The following is a 16,803-nucleotide window of genomic DNA, read 5'->3' on the forward strand; positions in this document are numbered from 1 at the left end:
CAGGGTCGATCCGGACGTCGAAGAAGGCGTCCAGCCCAGGCGCGCTCACCGGCGGCGGAGGGGCGGCCGATCTTGGCGTTGGTGCGGCCGATCAGATCAGCTGGCCGGCGCGTCGGTGTGGGTCAGGGTCTCCCAGCCGATGAAGTAGTTCGCCCCGAACGGGCTGTGCGCGGCCACGTACTGCTCGGTCTGCGGCATCGGGAGCCCCTCGCGCAGGTGGTACTCGTCGTACGCGAGCTGCACGGCCGGGCCGAGGCCGGTGTTCACCGAACCGTCGCACAGCCAGTCCGGCACGCTCGCGCCGTTGTCGTAGCGGGTGTGGAACTCCACTGCCTTGACCAGCCGTTCGCGGCCCTCGCCCCACAGGTCGACGCCCTGCAGCCGGGCGGTCTCGGCGGCCTGGGCGGCGGCCTCCAGGCCCCAGCCGGTGTGGCCGAAGTCCCGGCAGGTCTCCTGGGACAGCCCGTCGACGAAGGTGGACTGCCCGTTCCAGTACTTGACCAGCGCGGATTCGCCCCCGATCCCGGCGTTCGGCGGGGGCACCGGCAGGTCGCCGTCCGAGGTGAGGTAGACGTACGCGGGCAGCCGGTGGCGCCACAGGTCGACGGCCCGGTCGAACAGGCCGCGGTCGTCCAGGAACACCGCGATCCCCATCAGGGCGTCGGTCTCGATCAGTTCCCAGTTGCCGTTCTTGCGCGGACTGCCGGGGGTCAGCAGCGGCACGTAGACGGTGCGCAGCATGGTGGCGAAGCGGTCGACCGAACCCGCCGACCAGCCCGCGCCGGTGTGGCGGATCAGCTCGGCGGCGCGGGCCCAGTTGTTGCCCGACCAGCCGGTCTGCAGTGGGGCGTTGGTGTTGGTGTGCTGCCGGATCACGCCCGACCAGGCGTCCATGATGGAGATCGCCTTGTCGGCGTACCGCTGGTCGCCGGTGAGCACCCACTGCAGGGCCTGGGCGTAGGCGGCCATCGAGTCGTCGCGCTCGTCGGAGCATCCGTTGTCGGGGTGCGAGCTGGATCCGCACTCGACGGTGGCGCGCGGCTCGGGCTGCCAGGCGAGTGAGGCGTACTTGCTCGTCCGCAGGCCGGCGAGGGCGGACGTCCAGGGCTGTGCTCCGGTGGCCAACTTGGCCTTCACGAATTCGAGTTGCCGCGCACCGACCAGCACGCCCGGGTGCTGGAAGGCGGCGGCGCCCCGGGTGGCCGCCGCGGGGGTGCGGGCTTCGGCGGCGGGGGTGGTGGCGGCGGGCAGCAGGAGGGCGGCGAGGGCGGTCCCGCTGATCAGTGTCCTGAGGGTGTTCCTGGTGCTGCTACGGCCCATGGGTAAGTCGTCCTCTCGGTGGGAGGAGGTCGTGCTCGGGTCCGGCCTTGCTGGATGTTAGGAAACCTTCCTAACCAGTGGCATTGAACCACCAACTCATGTCCACGCCAAGCGGTCCGGGGTCCCGGAATTCGGCGGGATTGTGCCCCTCCCGTCCCACCAGCCCCTCGTTTATCGCCCGTTGATCGTCGACGTCTAGCGTCGGGACCATGGACGACAGGACGGCCGAGTGGCCGGGGGCGGCGCCCGAGGGGCGGATCACGGAGCAGGACACCGAGCGGTTCCGGCAGTTGTTGGCCGGGCTGGAGAGCTCGCTGGCGGCGGACCGGGAGGTGGCGGGGCGTGAGGCCTGAGGCCGCCGAAGCGCGCGGTCCGGCGCCCGGGTCCGCCGAGTGGGGCCCGGTGGCGGTGCTGCCGCTCTGGCGGCGTGACGAGCGCGGGGAGGAGTGCCGGGACGCGGACCGGCCCGGGGTGCTGCGGGGGCACCCCGGGCCGGTGGCGTCCGATCGGCCGGAGGCCGCACCGGACGAGGCTTGACGGATCAGGAGCAGTCGCACCCGCAGCCGTCGCAGCCGCAGTCGTCGCACCCGCAGCTGTCGCAGCAGTCGCACCCGCACTTGCAGCAGTCGCAGCAGCCGGGGTCGCAGGAATTGCAGCAGTCGCAGCCGTCGCAGCAGTCGTGCCGCTCGCAGAAGCCCTTGCGGCGCTCGCGGCTGAACGGGTCGTTGTGCTCGCAGCAGAGCAACTGGCAGGTGCAGGCCATCAGCGCCCAGACCGCGCACCCGGCGAGCAGGTTGCGCCGCTGCGGAGGCTTCCCGCCGGGCGGGGTGAAGCCGGGGCCCTGCGGCACCCACGGGGGGACCGGCGCCTGGTTCGGGTCCTGGCCCGGGTGCGGACCACCCGGGTAGCCGGGCGGCACCTGACGCGGCGGCGCGTCCTGCGGGTGCTCGGCGACGATGCCGTGGGCGGCGCCGTGACCGCCGCTGCGGCAGCTCGCCCCGTGCCCGGCCCGGCCGAAGACCCGGTCCACCGCGCTCTCCGTCTCGTGCCCGAGCAGCACGTGCACCAGCGCCCGGTCGGTCAGTTCGACCTCGCGCAGCGCGAGCCGGATGCCGTGCACGGCGTCGCGGCAGAGCCGTTCGGCCTCGGCGCGGTCGGTGCCGGTGGCGGTCAGCGGATTCCAGGCGCCCGAGGCGGCGTCGGCGGCCTGGTCCTCGGCGGCGTCGAGGAGGTGGGCGAGCCGGCCGAACAGGCGGCCCGCCTCGGCGAGCGGCGCGGCGTTGCCGGGGCGGCCGGCGATCACGGCGGTGTGGGCGAAGGCGGCCGAAGTGGCGGTCTCGGTGGGCTCGGTCACCAGCAGCACGGAGCCGCCGGGCAGCAGCGAGCGCTCCAACTCGCCCTGCCGGGAGGCGGCGTCGAGCAGCACGGCGGTGTCGAAGCCGACGGCGGAGGCGCTGCCCGCGCTCTTGCGGTCCCAGCGCCGGGTCACCGCGCGGGCCCCGACGGCGACCGGGCGGCGGGCGAACACGCCGTCCCGGTCCTCGACGTGGTCGCGGATCTTCACCGAGGCGAGCGCGAGCGAGACGGCCGCCGCCAGCCGGGCCCCCTCGCCCTTGGCGACGGAGGCCGTTCGCATGCCGCGCAGCGGGCACGGCCCGGCGGTGCGGCGCCAGCTGGAGTCCTCCCGGGCGGCCTGGGCCTCGACCAGGACGGAGATGATCAGCCCGTCGTAGTTGGTGGCGGTCCGGGCGAGCTGCCCGTGGTCGTCCCGCAGGGCGAGGCAGAGTCCGCACAGGTGCGCCATCCAGGAGGCCTGGAGACGTTCGGACAGCCGGTGCCTGCACGGTCTGATGATGCCGAACACGATCCTCGTCCCCCTCGCCGATGGGCCGCTGACCGGCCACTTTCTCGGCGGACATCATATGATCACCGGCCCGCCGGGGTGGACCGGTCGGCCGAACCGGAGCCGACCTGCCGTCGGACCGTCACCCGGCCGTCGAAGAGCCGCGCCGTCCCCGGTGTTCGCCGGCCGGTGAGCGGCGGGAAGGGCCGTCGGAGGAGCCGGTCGCGCTGAGCCGAGGGCGAACAGCCGTCCGGTAGCGGCCGGTCGGCGCGTACGGTGGCGGGCATGACGACAGTACGGACGGTGCGGTTGCCCGGACTCACCCTCGCCTACCGCGAGAGCGGACGCCCCGACGGCCCTCCGCTGGTGCTGCTGCACGGCCTCGGCGAGCGCGCCACCGGCTGGGACACGGTGCTGCCCGACCTCGCCCCCCGCCACCACGTGTACGCCCTCGACCTGCGCGGCCACGGCGACAGCGGCCGCACCGCCGCCTACGGCCTGGAGGCGATGCGTGAGGACGTGCTCGCCTTCCTCGACGCCCTCGGCCTGGACCGGGTCGACCTGGTCGGCCACTCGATGGGCGGCGCCGTCGCCTACCTGCTCGCCCAGGCCGCGCCCGAGCGGGTCGAGCGGCTGGTCCTGGAGGAGATCCCCGCCCTGCACCCGCGCCCGTCGAGCGTGCCGCCCGAAGGAGCGGACGAACCGGCGCACTTCGACTGGGCGATGGTGCGGGCCGTCAAGGCGCAGCTCGACACCCCCGATCCGGCCTGGCGGGAAGGGCTGACCCGGATCACCGCCCGCACCCTCGCCGTCGCGGGCGGGCCCACCAGCCACGTCCCCCAGGAGCGGATCGCCGAACTCGCCCGGCTGATCCCGGACTGCCGCCTGGTCACCATCGAGGCCGGACACCTGGTGCACAACGCCCGCCCGGCCGAGTTCATCGCCGTCGTGGCGCCCTTCCTGGAAGCCTGAGCCGGGACGCCGGGACGCCGGGACGGCGCACCGGCGCCCCGGCCTGCCCCGCCCCGGCCGTCACCCGAAGACGGTGGCGTGGCCGGTGGCGAGGCAGGCCCGGTACGGCTGGTGCCAGGCGAAGACCTCCGGCCCGAACGGATCGTCGCCCGGCAAGGCCTCCAACCGGTGTGACTGCGCAAGGGTCGAGAGAACCGTCGGCCGCCGGCCGGATCCCGATGGCTGCGAAGAACCCTCGGAGCTCCGCGAGCAGGGCGCCGCTGGAGCCCACCATCCCGGCGCCGGGCACATCGGCGTCCTCCGGGAGGAAGAGCGGGTCGGCGTCGTCCCGCAGCTCCGGGGTGCCGAGCGTCCGACACCGATGGACAGTCCCGTGCCCCGCTACACCCCCTGCTCGGCGGGCAGCCGCCCGCTGCGCACCGCGGCGACCAACTCGGCGTGGTCGGCCTCGGTCCGGTCCGCGTAGGCGACGGCGAAGGCGGCGATCGCCTCGTCCAGGGCCTCGCTCTTGCCGCAGTACCCGGCCAGCAGGCCCGGGTCGGCGGTGTGGGCGTGCGCCCGGGCGAGCAGGGCGCCGGTGATCCGGGCGTAGTCGTCGAGCTGGGCGGGCAGCAGCACGGCCGGGTCGACGCTGCCCTTGCGGTTGCGGAACTGCCGTACCTGGTAAGGGAGTCCCTCGACCGTCGTCCAGCCGAGCAGGGTGTCGCTGACCACCTGCATGTGCTTCTGGCCGAGCACCACCCGCCGACCTTCGTGCTCCTCCTCCGGACGCCGCCCGTGGCCGTCGAGGTACGGCAGCAGCGCGGACGGCCGGGCCTCCTTCACCTGGAGCACCAGCGGCTGGTCCCGGTGGTCGGTGAGCAGCACGACGTACGAGCGGGTGCCGACACTGCCCGTGCCGACCACCCGGAAGGCGACGTCCTGCACCCGGTACCGGGACAGCAGGGTGCGCACCTCGGCGGGCACCGTCGCCACGTACGGGCCGAGCGCCCCGGCCACCGCGCGGGCGGTCGCGTCGGTGACCTCGGTCAGCACCGGCGGAGCGGCGGTGAACCGCCAACCGCCGTCCGCGGTACGGGCGGTGCTGCGGGCAGCGAACCGGGCACTGGTGTTGCCGAGAGCCTTCGCACCGACCTTCCGGAGCACCTCGGTGAGGTCGTGCGCCTCGGCGAAGGACACCAACTGCTCGTCGGCCACGGCGTTCCAGGCGTCCAGGGCGGGCAGCTTGGCGAGCGTGCGCAGGGTGCGGCGGTAGGAGCCGGCCGCGTGCTGGGCGGCCGCGCGGGCGGTGGTCCCGCTCGCCCCGGTCTCCCGGCCCGCCAGCACCAGGCTGGTGGCGAGCCGCTTGAGGTCCCACTCCCAGGGGCCGGGTACGGTCTCGTCGAAGTCGTTGATGTCCATGACGAGTTGGCCGCGCGCGTCGCCGTACAGCCCGAAGTTCGCCGCGTGCGCGTCCCCGCACAGCTGGGCGGTGACGCCGGTCACCGGCGTGCCCGCGAGGTCGGCGGCCATCAGCCCGGCCGACCCGCGCAGGAAGGCGAAGGGCGTGGCGGCCATCCGGCCCACCCTGATCGGCACCAGGCCCGGGATCCGGCCGGCGTTGGACGCCTGGAGCGCCGCCACCGCCGTGGGCCGGTCGGCCGCGGGCGCGAACTCCGCGTGCCGCTCCCGGGGGACGCGTCCCCGCAGCGCCTTGCCCTGCTCCCGCGCCCGCTGCGCCCGGCCGTCCGGCCCGGTCGCGAACCCGGGGACGGTGAACTTCCGCCGCCCCGTGGTGTTCTCCTTGTCCGTCACTGTTCCCCGCCCGCTCGCCCTGCTCGAACTCCCGCCCGTGACCTGCACGGATGGCTCATCAGGGGGAGTGACGTCCGGCGTCGCGCGGTGGTTCCGGGGACTGCCCGGGTTGGGCGTGGGGGCCACCACGTAGCCTGGGGAGGGTGAACGGTCTCCGGAGGGGCCTGGCGGTCCGACTCCCCGCAGCCGCAGCCGCGTTGCTCGTCGTGGCGGCCGGCCTCGGCGTACGCGCGGCGATGACCGGCGACCCGGCCAAGTACGCGGGTGACGCGCTCTACACCGTCCTGGTCCACGCCCTGGTGGTGCTGGTCGCGCCGGGGGTGCGGCCGGTGCGGGCCGCGCTGGTGGCTGCCGGGGTGAGCTGGGCGGTGGAGCTGTTCCAGGCCACCGGACTGCCGGACGCGTGGGGGCGGCGCAGCGGGCTGGTGCACCTGGTGCTCGGGTCGACCTTCAACCCGCCGGACCTCTTCTGGTACCTGGTCGGCGCGGCCTGCGCCGCACTGCCGCACGGGGTGCTGCGGTCAGGTCGGACCGCAGCACCCCGTGACGCTGTCTGACCGACCGTCAGAGCGGAAGCAGATCGGGCCGCTTGGCCTCGACGTGGTCGCCCGAGGACTCGCCGCGCAGACGACGGCCGACCCACGGGATCAGGTACTCGCGAGCCCACTGGAGGTTCTCCCGCCGCTGGTCCGCGGGGGTGAGGACGCGGGCGCTCGGCCACGGGGCCTCCGGGTCGGCCTCGGTGCGCAGTCCCAGCGAGCGGGCGGCCAGCAGGGCGACCCGCTGGTGCCCCTCGGGGGACAGGTGCAGCCGGTCCTCGCTCCAAGCACGGCGGTCCTGCACCGCGCGCAGCGACCACAGGTCGGCCACCTTGCAGTCGTAGCGGTCGGCGACCGCCCGCATGTGGCCGTTGTAGGTGGCGATCTTGCCGCGCAGGTGCTTGAGCAGCGGTACCTCGCGGGTGTCGAAGCCGGTGCAGATCAGCACCGTGCCCGCGCTCCCGGCGAGTTGGGCGATGGCGGCCTCGAAGCGCTCGGCCACCTCGTCCGGGTCGCTGCCGGGCCGCAGGATGTCGTTGCCGCCGGCGCAGAAGGTGACCAGGTCGGGCTGGAGCCGGCGGACCTGCGGCACCTGCTCGGCCACGATCTGGTCCAACAGCCGTCCGCGCACCGCCAGGTTGGCGTAGCGGAACCCGCCCGGCGGCCTGCCCTCGGCGAGCATCCCGGCCAGGCGGTCGGCCCAGCCGGCGAAGGCGCCGTCGGCACCGGGGTCGTTCAGACCCTCGGTGAAGCTGTCCCCGAGGGCGGCGTACGAACTGAGGTCAAGGGTCTCCTGGAGGTTCGGCATGAAAGAGATAGTTCACCCATTCAAGTGACCTACGCCACCGTAGGTGACCCTGGCGGCACGTGAGATGGGCCACGTACCCTGCGCGACCCCCGGCGCGACTCGTCGCGGCCCCTCGCGGCTCCCCTTCGCACCGCCGCGCCGCAGAGCGCCCGGTCGCGGAAAGCACAAGATCCGCGCCCCCTTCCGCTTCCCGGCCCGTTCGGCCCATGCTCGAAGCACGGCGCGCCGTACCGGCCGCCGTTCTTCCTGGGGGACGACCACACCATGAACCTCTCCGAGAACTGGACCGTCGACGACCGCTGCACCAACTGCGACGTGGCCCGCCAGCTCGCGCCCGACCTGATCCGCGAGCACGCCCGCAAGTCCGAGCTGATCCGCCAGCCGCGCGACGAGGCCGAGCAGCGGCAGCTGCTCGCCGCCGCCCACGCCTGCCCGACCCGCTCGATCCGCCCCGGCACCGGCCGGCTCGACCAGGCCACCGACCCGTTCCCGCTCCCGCTGGACGAGGCCGGAGACGTGCTGCTGCTCGGCCACAACTCCCGGCAGACCGCGGGCGCCAACTCCTACCTCTGCCGCCGGCCCACCGGCTGGGCGATGATCGACACCCCCCGCTACAGCGAGGCGCTCGCCGCCCGCTACCGGGCGCTGGGTCCGGTCACCGACGTCCTGCTCACCCACCGTGACCACGCTGCGCACGGTCGGGAGTACGCCGACCGGCTGGGCGCCCGGCTGTGGATCCACGAGGGCGACCTCGCCTCCGCCCCCGACGCCGACGAGGTGCTGCGCGGCACCGACCCGGTGGAGGTCTCGCCCGGCCTGGTCGCCCACCCCTTCCCCGGCCACACCCTGGGCAGCGTGCTGTACGTCGCCGACCAGCGCTACTGCTTCAGCGGCGACAGCCTGTACTGGTCCCGCACCAACCAGGACATCGAGGTGCAGGAGGCGGTGACCTGGTACTCGATCGAGGAGCAGTCCGCCTCGCTCGACCGCAGCCTGGACGCGTTGCGCTTCGAGTGGCTGCTGCCCGGCCACGGCGACAAGCAGCGGATGCCCGCAGAGGAGGCGGACCGCCGACTGCGCGCCCTGGCCGTCCGGGCCCGGGCGCTGCGGACCGAGCCGGTGGACTTCGCCGCCGTGCGCTGGTGACCCCGCGCGGATCGGCCGTGCGCCGGGGCTCGCGCCGGGTGCGCGGGGGGTTGCGCCCGCCGGGAACGCCCGCGCGGGTGTGCGAACGGTGGCGACGGGGCAGCCGCCTGTCGAGCGATGCGCACTCCGAACCCCCGCGATCCGAGGACGGTTGAGCAATGCCCACGCACACCCAGGCGCGCACGGCGCGACCCCGGCGCTACCTGATGTGCCGGCCCACGTACTTCACGGTGGACTACGCGATCAACCCGTGGATGGACCCGGCGCAGCCCACCGACACCGAGCTCGCCGTCCGCCAGTGGGAGCGGCTGCACCGGACGTACCGGAGCCTCGGCCACACCGTCGAGCTGATCGACCCGGTGCCGGGCCTGCCCGACATGGTCTACGCCGCCAACGGTGCGACCGTGCTGGACGGCCGGGCCCTGGTGGCGACCTTCCGCTACCCGGAGCGTGCCGCCGAGTCCGAGGCCTACCAGTCGTGGTTCCGTCTGCACGGCTACCGCGCGGTGCGCCGCGCCGGCCACGTCAACGAGGGCGAGGGCGACCACCTGGTGGTCGGCCGCCGGGTGCTCGCCGGGACGGGCTTCCGCACGTCGCGGTCCGCGCACGCCGAGGCGGAGCAGCTGTTCGGCGTGCCGGTGGTCAGCCTGACCCTGGTCGACCCGCGCTTCTACCACCTGGACACCGCACTGGCCGTCCTCGCCGACGACCACGTCATGTACTACCCCGAGGCCTTCGACGCCGACAGCCGCTCGGTGCTGCGCACGCTCTACCCCGACGCGATCCTCGCCGACCGGGCCGACGCCGAGGTGTTCGGGCTGAACGCGGTCTCGGACGGCCGCCGGGTGCTGCTCCCCGAGACGGCCAAGAACCTGGCGGGCCGGCTCGCCGAGCACGGCTACGAGCCGATTCCGGTGGACGTCTCCGAGCTGCTCAAGGGCGGCGGCGGGGCGAAGTGCTGCACCCTCGAACTCAGGCCGTGACCCCTCGCCTCACGCGGTGACGAGCAGGACCTCCAGGGTGCGGGGCCCGTGCACCCCCTCGACCCGGTCCAGTTCGATGTCGCTGGTCGCCGACGGGCCGGAGATCCAGGTCTGCGGGCGCGCCGGGACGAGCCGGGGCAGCGCCAGCGGGACGGAGGCGACGACCTGCTCCGGCGCCCGGACCACGCAGAGGTGGTGGTCCGGGACGAGCGACAGCAGCCGTCGGCCCTGACCGGGCCCGCCGTCCAGCACGATCGTCCCGGTCTCGGCGATCGCCAGCGCGCAGCCGGTGACCACGCTGTCCACGGCGTCCAGCCGGGCGGCGGTGAGGCTGCCGTCGTCCGGCAGCAGCTCGGTGTCACCGGCCGCCGAGAGCCAGGAGGGCGGCAGCCCGGCCGGCAGGACGACCGTGCGGCTGCCGCGTGCCGCGAGCAACTCATGGATTCGGGAGGGGAGTTCCGCCTCGGTGCAGCGGTGCACCAGGGCCCGGTAGTCGGCCAGGTTGCGGTGCAGGAGGTCGAGCAGCGCCGCCGGGTCGTCGGCCGGGGCGTGGGTGCTCAGGTACCCCCGCGCCAGCGGCTGTTCGGGCACCGTGCTCGCGTCACCGAGCGCGGCCCGGACCCGCCCCAGGATCAAGTCCCGTGCGGAGGGGAGCGGGTTCATGTGCGGTTCCTCCGCCACCAGTCACGGAACGGTTCGGCCGGCACCTCCGGCAGGTCCCGGCTGTCCGTCCAGGCCCGCCCGGGCCCGGGCAGTCGGCGCGGGTGCAGGGCGCGGGTGCGCCCGGCCAGCCGTTCGGCGGCCGCGAGCGCCGCCGGATGGTCCAGGACGTACCCGGCGGCGGACATCGCGGCCCGCTCCACGGGGTGGCCGCCCTGGTCGGCGACCCGCTCGCGCAGGTGCACCAGCACCTCGGGGATGTCGATCGCCACCGGGCACACCTCGTAGCAGGCCCCGCAGAGCGAGGAGGCGTACGGCAGCGAGGCGTCCACCGGGCTCGTGGTGCCGCGCAGTTGGGGGGTGAGGACGGCGCCGATCGGCCCCGGGTAGACCGAGCCGTACGCATGCCCGCCGGCCCGCTCGTACACCGGGCAGACGTTGAGGCAGGCCGAGCAGCGGATGCAGCGCAGGGCCTGCCGGCCGACCTGGTCGGCCAGCGCGGCGGTGCGCCCGTTGTCCAGCAGCACCAGGTGGAACTCGGCCGGGCCGTCGTCCCGGGCCGTCCCGGTCCACAGCGAGGTGTAGGGGTTCATCCGCTCGGCGGTGGAGGAGCGGGGGAGCAGCTGGAGGAAGACTTCGAGGTCCCGCCAGGTCGGTACGACCTTCTCGATGCCGACCACGGAGATCAGGGTGCGGGGCAGGGTGAGGCACATCCGGCCGTTGCCCTCGGACTCGACCACCACCAGGGTGCCGGTCTCGGCGACCATGAAGTTGGCGCCGGAGACGGCCACTCGGGCGCGCAGGAACTTCTCCCGCAGGTGCAGCCGGGCGGCCTCGGCGAGTTCGGCGGGGGAGTCGGTGAGGCCTTCGGGCGCGGGGCGGCCCCAGGCGGCCATCCGGTCGGCGAAGATCTCCCGGATCTCGGCGCGGTTGCGGTGGATCGCGGGGACCAGGATGTGCGAGGGCCGGTCCTCGCCCAACTGCACGATCAGCTCGGCGAGATCGGTCTCGTACGCGGTGATCCCCTCGGCGGCCAGCGCCTCGTTCAGCCCGATCTCCTGGGTGGCCATCGACTTGACCTTGACCAGCTCCGTCTCGCCGGTGGCGCGGACCAGCCCGGCGACGATCCGGTTGGCCTCCTCGGCGTCCGCCGCCCAGTGCACGGTGCCGCCGGCCGCCGTGACGGACTCCTCCAACTGCACCAGGTAGCGGTCGAGATGGCGCAGGGTGTGGTCCTTGATCGCCTTCCCGGCCGCGCGCAGCTCGGCCCAGTCCGGGAGTTCGGCGACGGCCCGGGCCCGCTTGTCGCGGATGGTGTGGGTGGCGTGCCGCAGGTTGGCGCGCAGCCGTCCGTCCCGCACCGCGCGGGCGGCGGCCCGCGGGAAGGCGGGCATGCCGAGGAAGCTCTCCGTCACGACGGCCTCCAGGGGTGCGCCTCGGTGCTGGCCAGGATCTCCGCGAGGTGTAGCGGCCGCAGCGGCTCGCCCCGGCGGCGCAGGGTGCCGCCGAGGTGCAGCAGGCAGGAGTTGTCGGCGCCGCACAGCACCTGGGCACCGGTGCCGAGGGCGTTGGCGAGCTTGTCCTCGGCCATCGCCGCCGAGACCGCCGCGTTCTTGACGGCGAAGGTCCCGCCGAAGCCGCAGCACTCCTCCGCGCCCGGCAGCTCCACCAGCTCCAGCCCCTTGACGGCGCGCAGCAGTCGCAGCGGCCGCCCGCCCAGCCCGAGCAATCGCAGGCCGTGGCAGGAGGGGTGGTAGGTGACGGTGTGCGGGAAATACGCGCCGACGTCCTCGACCCCGAGCACGTCGACCAGGAACTCGGTGAGTTCGACCACCCGGGGTGCCAACGCCAAGGCGGCATCGGTGAGTTCACCGCCCCGGCCCTCGGCGGCGGCCCGGGCGCCGATCCGGGGGTAGTTGTCCCGGACCATCGCCACGCAGGACCCGGAGGGCGTCACCACGTGGTCGTATCCGGCGAAGGCGCGGGCGGTCCGCCGCACCAGCGGCTCGCAGGCCCGGCGGTATCCGGTGTTGTACTGCGGCTGCCCGCAGCAGGTCTGCCCGGCGGGGAAGTCCACCGTCACGCCGAGGCGTTCCAGCAGCCGCACGGTGGCGACCGCCGTGGCGGGGAACAGCGCGTCGTTGACGCAGGTGGCGAACAGCGCGACCCGCAATCCGAGCTCCTCACGTCGAAACGGCACCGGCCCGCCCGTGATCGTAACGGGCGGGCCGGTGCCGGTGAAGGAGGCCGCGCGGGAACTCCTGGAGGGGCTCAGGCGCCGGCGCCGAGCCAGAGGTCGGGGCCGAACACCTCGTAGTGGATGTCCGCGGCCGGGACGCCCGCCTCGATCAGCTGCCCGCGCACGGCGCGCAGGAAGGGCAGCGGGCCGCACAGGTAGGCGGTGGTGCCGGCCGGGACCTCGACGGTCGACAGGTTGACCAGGCCGGTGCGCTCGGCCGGCCACTCGCCGAGCGGCTGCTCGTAGAAGACGTGGGCGGTGGCGTTGGCCAGCTTGGCGGTCAGCTGCTCCAGGTCCGCACGGAAGGCGTGGCTGAGCTGGTCGCGGTCGCCGTGCACAGAGATGACCTGCCGGGTGGAGCCGGTGGCGGCCAGGTGGTCGAGCATCGCGGTCATCGGGGTGTTGCCGATGCCGGCGGAGGCGAGCAGCACCGGGCCGTCGCCCTCGGCGAGGAAGATGTCGCCCAGCGGGGGAGCCAGCTCGACGGTGTCGCCGGCGTGCAGGTGGTCGTGCAGGTGGCCGGAGACCTCGCCGTCGCGCTTGACGCTGAAGCGCAGTGCGTCGTCGGCGCCGCCGGACAGGCTGTACTGGCGGATCTGGTGGGCGCCGTCGGCCAGCTCGGTGCGCACCGAGACGTACTGGCCGGGACGGGAGGCCGGGAGGGGGCCACCGTCGGCCGGGCGGACCAGGTAGGTGGTGACGGTGTCGGTCTCCTGGTGGCGGGCGACCACGGTGTAGGGGCGCCACAGGTCGGTCTGGTCGGCGCCGGCGGCGACCTCGGCTCGCAGCCGCTCCTCGATGGCCATCAGGGCGTTGGCCATCAGCCAGTAGACCTCGTCCCAGGCGGCGGCGACCTCGGGGGTGACGGCCTCGCCGAGGACCTCGACGATCGCGGCGAACAGGTGCTCGTGGACGACCTTGTACTGCTCGTTGTCGATGCCGACCGAGACGTGCTTGTGGGCGATCCGCGCGAGCATCGCGTCCGGGCGCTGGTCCGGGTTGGCGATCAGTGCGGTGGCGAAAGCGGCTATCGAGCCGGCCAGCGCCTCGCGCTGGGTGCCGTTGGCCTGGTTGCCCCGGTTGAACAGGTCGCGCAGCAGCTCCGGGTGCGCGGCGAACAGCCGGTCGTAGAAGCGCGGGGTGATGTCACCGATCGCGCCGCCCACGACTGGCAGGGTGGCCTCGACGACCTCGGCGGACTTCGCGGACAGCATCAGAGAAGCTCCTGACTGGTAGCTGAGAACTGGTATCTGAGATTCGCATTAAAGGCCGTGGGCGCCGACCGACCCCCGGGGGGGGTCAGTCGGTGGGTCTGGCGGTGAGGCTGAGCAGCACCGGGCCGGTGGGGGAGGCCACCAGGTCCTCGATGCTGAGCGGGTCGAGCGCGGCGAAGAACGCCTCCTGCGCGGTGCGCAGCGCCCCGCGCAGCCGGCAGGCGGCCCGCAGTGGGCACGGCGGCTCGTCCTCGCAGCCGACCACGTCGCCGATGCCCTCCAGCTCGCGCAGCAGCAGGCCGAGTGAACCGGTCCGCCCGGCGAAGGTGATCATCAGCCCACCGCCGCGTCCGCGCCGGGCCTCCACCACCCCGAGGTGCTGCAGCCTGCTGACCACCTTCGCCGCGTGGGTGTACGGCACGCCGACCGACTCGGCCACCTCGCGGGTGGTCGGGTTCTCGCCCTCGCCGAGTACGGCGAGTCGCATCGCGATGCGGAGGGCGATGTCGGTGCTCTTGGTCAGCCTCACGATTGAAAGCTAACGAATACGACTCTAAAACTCCAATTTCTTGCCCGATTCTGACTGAGACCCTGGTCACGTCCTTGGTCAGGGCTGGTGACGCGGCTGGTCGACCCTGGTCGCGCCGCTGGTCGGGGCGGGCGGTGGGCCGGGGATCGGGGGCGGCTTCGGCGACCGCATCTCGGTCGAATCCGAACACTTGGCGACACTACCGATCAGCTCCTGACCCGCCATCAGGGGCCGATCTACGCTTCCCCCCGGCTCCGGAGCCACGTCACGCACCGCACGTCCTCCATGCACCGCGCCCTCCCCCGACCCCCTGGAGAACCCGTGAGATCACGTCGTGCACCCCGGCGCACCTGGACGGCCGTGGCGGCGATATCCGCCGCCACGGCCGCACTGCTCTCCCAGCCCGCCACCGCCGAGGCCGCCGCGCCCGCGCCGACCGTGACCGCCCACGTGCCGGTGGCGCCCTACCCGGCCGGGGTCGCGCTCACCCCGGACGGCGCCCGGGCCTACCTGACCAGCCAGAGCAGCGGCACGGTCAGCGTCCTGGACACCGCTGGCAGGGCCGTGACCGGCAGCTTCACCGCGGGGACGGGCTCGTACGCGGTCGCCGTCTCGCCCGACGGGCGGCGCGCCTACCTGACCCACCACCTGGACGACACGGTCAGCGTCGTGGACACCGCGAGCAACACCGTCACCGCCACCGTCCCGGTCGGTACCCAGCCCTGGGGCCTGGTCCTGTCGCCGGACGGCGAGCGCGCCTACGTCAGCAACGCCGGGGCCGGTACGGTGAGCGTGCTGGACACCTCGTCCGGCACCGTCACGGCCACCGTCCCGGTCGGCGCCGAGCCGCACGGGCTCGCCGTCTCGCCCGACGGCAAGCGCCTGTACGTCGCGGCCTCCGGCGCCAAGGCGGTGAACGTGGTCGACACCGCGAGCAGCACGGTGAGCGCCACCGTCCAGGTCGGCCACAGCGCCTTCGGCCTGGCGCTCAGTCCCGACGGCAGCCGGCTGTGGGCCGCCGACGGGGACGACACCACGGCCGCTGTGCTCGACACCGGCGCCGACACCCTCGTCGGAACCGTCGCCGTCGGCAACGGCCCGTACTCCGTGAGCCTCGCCCCCGACGGGTCCACCGCGTACGTCTCCAACTACGGGGACAACACCCTGAGCGTGATCGACGCGGCGAGCCGGACGGTCACCGCGACCGTACCGGTCGGTGCCGGCCCGTACACCCTGGCGCTGAGCGCCGACGGGCGGCGCGGCTACCTCGCCGACTTCAGCGGCAACGCCGTCGACGTGCTGAACTTCCCGCTGCCGGTGCCCGTGGTCACCGCGATCAGCCCGAACGGCGGCTCCGGGGTGGGCGGCACCACGGTGACCGTCACCGGCACCGACCTGAACGGTGCCACCGGCGTCACCTTCGGCGCGGCCGGCCCGGCCGCCTTCTTCAGCTGCACCCGGACCACCTGCACCGCCACCGCCCCCGCCACCACGGTGACCGGCCCGGTGGACGTCCAGGTCACCACGCCCGGCGGCACCAGCGCCCCCGTCGCCGGCGACCGCTTCAGCTACACCGCGCCCAGCGCCCACCTGGGCGTCGCGCTCGCCGCGACCCCGGTGACCAGCCTGTTCGCGAGCCGGGTCGACTACACCGTCACCCTCACCGGCCAGGGCCCGGACCCGGTCACGGCGGCCACCGTCGCCGCCGACCTGCCCGCCGGCCTCACCGCCACCTCCAGCGACTGCACCGTCGCCGGGGGCAGGCTCACCTGCACCCTGAGTGCCCCGCTCGCCAAGGGCGCGACCACCACCCGGCACTTCTCGGTCGGCGGCGCCGCGCTGAACCTGGTCGCCTCCTGGAACGTCACGGTGGCCCGTACGGCCGGCGCCCCCGCCGACCCCTCGCCCGCCACCAGCAAGGACAGCCGCAGCTGCACCTCCGTGCTCGGTCTGCTGATCACCTGCGGCTGAGCGGCCTGCGCCCAAGGGCCCCGGCCGGACACCGGACACCCGGCCGGGGCCCCGCTGTCAGTACCGCTGGACTCGGCGCTTCTGGACCCGGCGGCCCTGGACGAAGTGTCCGAGATGGACGTACAGTCCATCCATGCCTGCCGAAACCCCTGACCCGCGCGTGCGGACCTGGTCACCCGTCTGCCGCGCGGTGGCCCTGCTGCTCGGGCCCTACGCCGAGGTGGTGCTGCACGACACCGCCACCGACCGGGTGCTGGCCATCTGGAACCCGATGACCACCCGTGCCCCCGGCGACGCCTCCCTGCTCGGCGAACTGGACGGGCTGGACCCGTCCGCGCCCGACGTCTACGGGCCGTACGAGAAGCTGCTGCCGGACGGCCGGCGGCTCTCCTCGGTCAGCGCGGTGCTGCGGGACGAGGCCGGCAAGGCCTCGGCGGTGCTCTGCGTCAACCTGGACCGCGGCCCGCTGGAGCAGGCCGCCGCCCTGCTGGCGAACTTCGCCGCGCCCACCGCCCCCCGCCCCGAGCCGCTGTTCGAACGCGACTGGACGGAGCGGATGAACGACGTGATCGGCGGCCACGTCCGCGCGCAGGGCCGCCCGCTGGAACGCTTCACCCGCGAGGACCGGCTCGCCGTACTGCGCGAGCTGGACGAGGCCGGGGTGTTCGCCGTCCGCCGGGCCGTCCCCGCCGTCGCCACCGCGCTGCGGATCTCCCGCTCCACCGCCTACGCCCTGCTCGCCGAGCTCAAGCACCCGGCCGCCCCCGGGAAGGACTGAGAACCAG

At 74.1% G+C, this 16,803-nt stretch carries 18 protein-coding genes; 8 read left to right on the plus strand and 10 right to left on the minus strand.

The features are described from left to right. Window positions 1-96: 96 nt before the first annotated feature. Window positions 97-1,320 (minus strand): alginate lyase family protein, encoded by a 1,224-nt coding sequence (locus ACH4J0_RS26010; protein WP_396242988.1) that lies wholly within the window; start codon window positions 1,318-1,320, stop codon window positions 97-99. Between the two features lie 209 nt (window positions 1,321-1,529). On the opposite strand from ACH4J0_RS26010, the gene ACH4J0_RS26015 reads away from it, so the two are divergent. Together ACH4J0_RS26015 and ACH4J0_RS26020 are read left to right on the plus strand one after the other, a co-directional pair. Further along, on the plus strand, window positions 1,530-1,673 hold the full coding sequence (locus ACH4J0_RS26015) for a hypothetical protein (RefSeq protein WP_158714175.1): 144 nt from the start codon (window positions 1,530-1,532) through the stop codon (window positions 1,671-1,673). Further along, on the plus strand, window positions 1,663-1,857 hold the full coding sequence (locus ACH4J0_RS26020) for a hypothetical protein (RefSeq protein WP_396242989.1): 195 nt from the start codon (window positions 1,663-1,665) through the stop codon (window positions 1,855-1,857). Before ACH4J0_RS26015 ends, ACH4J0_RS26020 begins: the two co-directional genes overlap by 11 nt. Before the next feature lie 4 nt (window positions 1,858-1,861). Here the strand turns inward: ACH4J0_RS26020 and ACH4J0_RS26025 are convergent, their stop codons facing one another. Together ACH4J0_RS26025 and ACH4J0_RS26030 are read right to left on the minus strand one after the other, a co-directional pair. Next, on the minus strand, window positions 1,862-3,184 hold the full coding sequence (locus ACH4J0_RS26025) for a DUF5685 family protein (RefSeq protein ID WP_396242990.1): 1,323 nt from the start codon (window positions 3,182-3,184) through the stop codon (window positions 1,862-1,864). 62 nt (window positions 3,185-3,246) lie between these two features. Next, complete coding sequence (locus tag ACH4J0_RS26030) at window positions 3,247-3,450, minus strand: hypothetical protein (protein WP_396242991.1); 204 nt, start codon at window positions 3,448-3,450, stop codon at window positions 3,247-3,249. Between ACH4J0_RS26030 and ACH4J0_RS26035 the strand changes: the two genes are divergently transcribed. Next, entirely contained in the window at window positions 3,449-4,135 is a 687-nt protein-coding gene (locus tag ACH4J0_RS26035) for an alpha/beta fold hydrolase (protein WP_396242992.1), read from the plus strand. The two genes, ACH4J0_RS26030 and ACH4J0_RS26035, sit on opposite strands and share 2 nt — an antisense overlap. A 381-nt stretch (window positions 4,136-4,516) precedes the next feature. Here the strand turns inward: ACH4J0_RS26035 and ACH4J0_RS26040 are convergent, their stop codons facing one another. Continuing rightward, entirely contained in the window at window positions 4,517-5,929 is a 1,413-nt protein-coding gene (locus ACH4J0_RS26040) for a DUF2252 domain-containing protein (RefSeq protein WP_396242993.1), read from the minus strand. A gap of 143 nt (window positions 5,930-6,072) precedes the next feature. On the opposite strand from ACH4J0_RS26040, the gene ACH4J0_RS26045 reads away from it, so the two are divergent. Further along, window positions 6,073-6,486 (plus strand): DUF2809 domain-containing protein, encoded by a 414-nt coding sequence (locus tag ACH4J0_RS26045; protein ID WP_396242994.1) that lies wholly within the window; start codon window positions 6,073-6,075, stop codon window positions 6,484-6,486. Window positions 6,487-6,493: 7 nt separating this feature from the next. Here ACH4J0_RS26045 and ACH4J0_RS26050 read toward each other — a convergent pair whose 3' ends face one another. Continuing rightward, the gene (locus ACH4J0_RS26050) at window positions 6,494-7,276 is read right to left on the minus strand and encodes an SGNH/GDSL hydrolase family protein (RefSeq protein ID WP_396242995.1); all 783 of its coding nucleotides are present in this window, start codon (window positions 7,274-7,276) and stop codon (window positions 6,494-6,496) included. Window positions 7,277-7,540: 264 nt separating this feature from the next. On the opposite strand from ACH4J0_RS26050, the gene ACH4J0_RS26055 reads away from it, so the two are divergent. Further along, window positions 7,541-8,422 carry a 4Fe-4S domain-containing protein gene (locus ACH4J0_RS26055; protein ID WP_396242996.1) on the plus strand — a complete coding sequence of 294 codons (882 nt, stop codon included), beginning with the start codon at window positions 7,541-7,543 and terminating at the stop codon, window positions 8,420-8,422. A 158-nt stretch (window positions 8,423-8,580) separates the two neighbouring features. Beyond that, complete coding sequence (gene ddaH, locus ACH4J0_RS26060; RefSeq protein WP_396242997.1) at window positions 8,581-9,405, plus strand: dimethylargininase; 825 nt, start codon at window positions 8,581-8,583, stop codon at window positions 9,403-9,405. A 9-nt stretch (window positions 9,406-9,414) separates the two neighbouring features. Here the strand turns inward: ddaH and ACH4J0_RS26065 are convergent, their stop codons facing one another. The 5 genes from ACH4J0_RS26065 to ACH4J0_RS26085 all read right to left on the minus strand — a co-directional run bounded on the left by ACH4J0_RS26065 (window position 9,415) and on the right by ACH4J0_RS26085 (window position 14,047). Next, the gene (locus tag ACH4J0_RS26065) at window positions 9,415-10,068 is read right to left on the minus strand and encodes a lactate utilization protein C (protein WP_396242998.1); all 654 of its coding nucleotides are present in this window, start codon (window positions 10,066-10,068) and stop codon (window positions 9,415-9,417) included. Further along, a complete protein-coding gene (locus tag ACH4J0_RS26070; RefSeq protein WP_396242999.1) occupies window positions 10,065-11,480 on the minus strand; it encodes a lactate utilization protein B in 1,416 nt (471 codons plus the stop codon). The genes ACH4J0_RS26065 and ACH4J0_RS26070 overlap by 4 nt, the downstream gene beginning before the upstream one ends. Further along, a complete protein-coding gene (locus ACH4J0_RS26075) occupies window positions 11,477-12,238 on the minus strand; it encodes a (Fe-S)-binding protein (protein ID WP_396243080.1) in 762 nt (253 codons plus the stop codon). The genes ACH4J0_RS26070 and ACH4J0_RS26075 overlap by 4 nt, the downstream gene beginning before the upstream one ends. Window positions 12,239-12,336: 98 nt before the next feature. After that, window positions 12,337-13,518, minus strand: coding sequence for a globin domain-containing protein (locus ACH4J0_RS26080; RefSeq protein ID WP_396243000.1), 1,182 nt, complete (start codon window positions 13,516-13,518; stop codon window positions 12,337-12,339). A gap of 85 nt (window positions 13,519-13,603) precedes the next feature. Then, window positions 13,604-14,047, minus strand: coding sequence for an RrF2 family transcriptional regulator (locus ACH4J0_RS26085; RefSeq protein WP_396243001.1), 444 nt, complete (start codon window positions 14,045-14,047; stop codon window positions 13,604-13,606). 321 nt (window positions 14,048-14,368) lie between these two features. Here ACH4J0_RS26085 and ACH4J0_RS26090 point away from each other — a divergent pair, with 321 nt between their 5' ends. Together ACH4J0_RS26090 and ACH4J0_RS26095 are read left to right on the plus strand one after the other, a co-directional pair. Then, window positions 14,369-16,018: a beta-propeller fold lactonase family protein gene (locus tag ACH4J0_RS26090; protein WP_396243002.1), complete on the plus strand. Its 1,650-nt coding sequence runs from the start codon at window positions 14,369-14,371 to the stop codon at window positions 16,016-16,018. A gap of 133 nt (window positions 16,019-16,151) precedes the next feature. After that, the gene (locus ACH4J0_RS26095; protein WP_396243003.1) at window positions 16,152-16,796 is read left to right on the plus strand and encodes a transcriptional regulator; all 645 of its coding nucleotides are present in this window, start codon (window positions 16,152-16,154) and stop codon (window positions 16,794-16,796) included. Window positions 16,797-16,803 lie beyond the last annotated feature (7 nt).

It is taken from the genome of Kitasatospora sp. NPDC017646 (assembly GCF_044329365.1).
Taxonomy (GTDB): Bacteria; Actinomycetota; Actinomycetes; order Streptomycetales; family Streptomycetaceae; genus Kitasatospora.

Bases quoted from the DNA above. Each gene is read 5' to 3' on its own strand.
- ACH4J0_RS26035 (WP_396242992.1), top strand. From the start codon at position 3,449: ATGACGACAGTACGGACGGTGCGGTTGCCCGGACTCACCCTCGCCTAC.
- ACH4J0_RS26030 (WP_396242991.1), bottom strand. From the start codon at position 3,450: ATGCCCGCCACCGTACGCGCCGACCGGCCGCTACCGGACGGCTGTTCG.
- ACH4J0_RS26010 (WP_396242988.1), bottom strand. From the start codon at position 1,320: ATGGGCCGTAGCAGCACCAGGAACACCCTCAGGACACTGATCAGCGGG.
- ACH4J0_RS26055 (WP_396242996.1), top strand. From the start codon at position 7,541: ATGAACCTCTCCGAGAACTGGACCGTCGACGACCGCTGCACCAACTGC.
- ACH4J0_RS26095 (WP_396243003.1), top strand. From the start codon at position 16,152: ATGCCTGCCGAAACCCCTGACCCGCGCGTGCGGACCTGGTCACCCGTC.
- ACH4J0_RS26050 (WP_396242995.1), bottom strand. From the start codon at position 7,276: ATGCCGAACCTCCAGGAGACCCTTGACCTCAGTTCGTACGCCGCCCTC.
- ACH4J0_RS26015 (WP_158714175.1), top strand. From the start codon at position 1,530: ATGGACGACAGGACGGCCGAGTGGCCGGGGGCGGCGCCCGAGGGGCGG.
- ddaH (WP_396242997.1), top strand. From the start codon at position 8,581: ATGCCCACGCACACCCAGGCGCGCACGGCGCGACCCCGGCGCTACCTG.
- ACH4J0_RS26065 (WP_396242998.1), bottom strand. From the start codon at position 10,068: ATGAACCCGCTCCCCTCCGCACGGGACTTGATCCTGGGGCGGGTCCGG.
- ACH4J0_RS26080 (WP_396243000.1), bottom strand. From the start codon at position 13,518: ATGCTGTCCGCGAAGTCCGCCGAGGTCGTCGAGGCCACCCTGCCAGTC.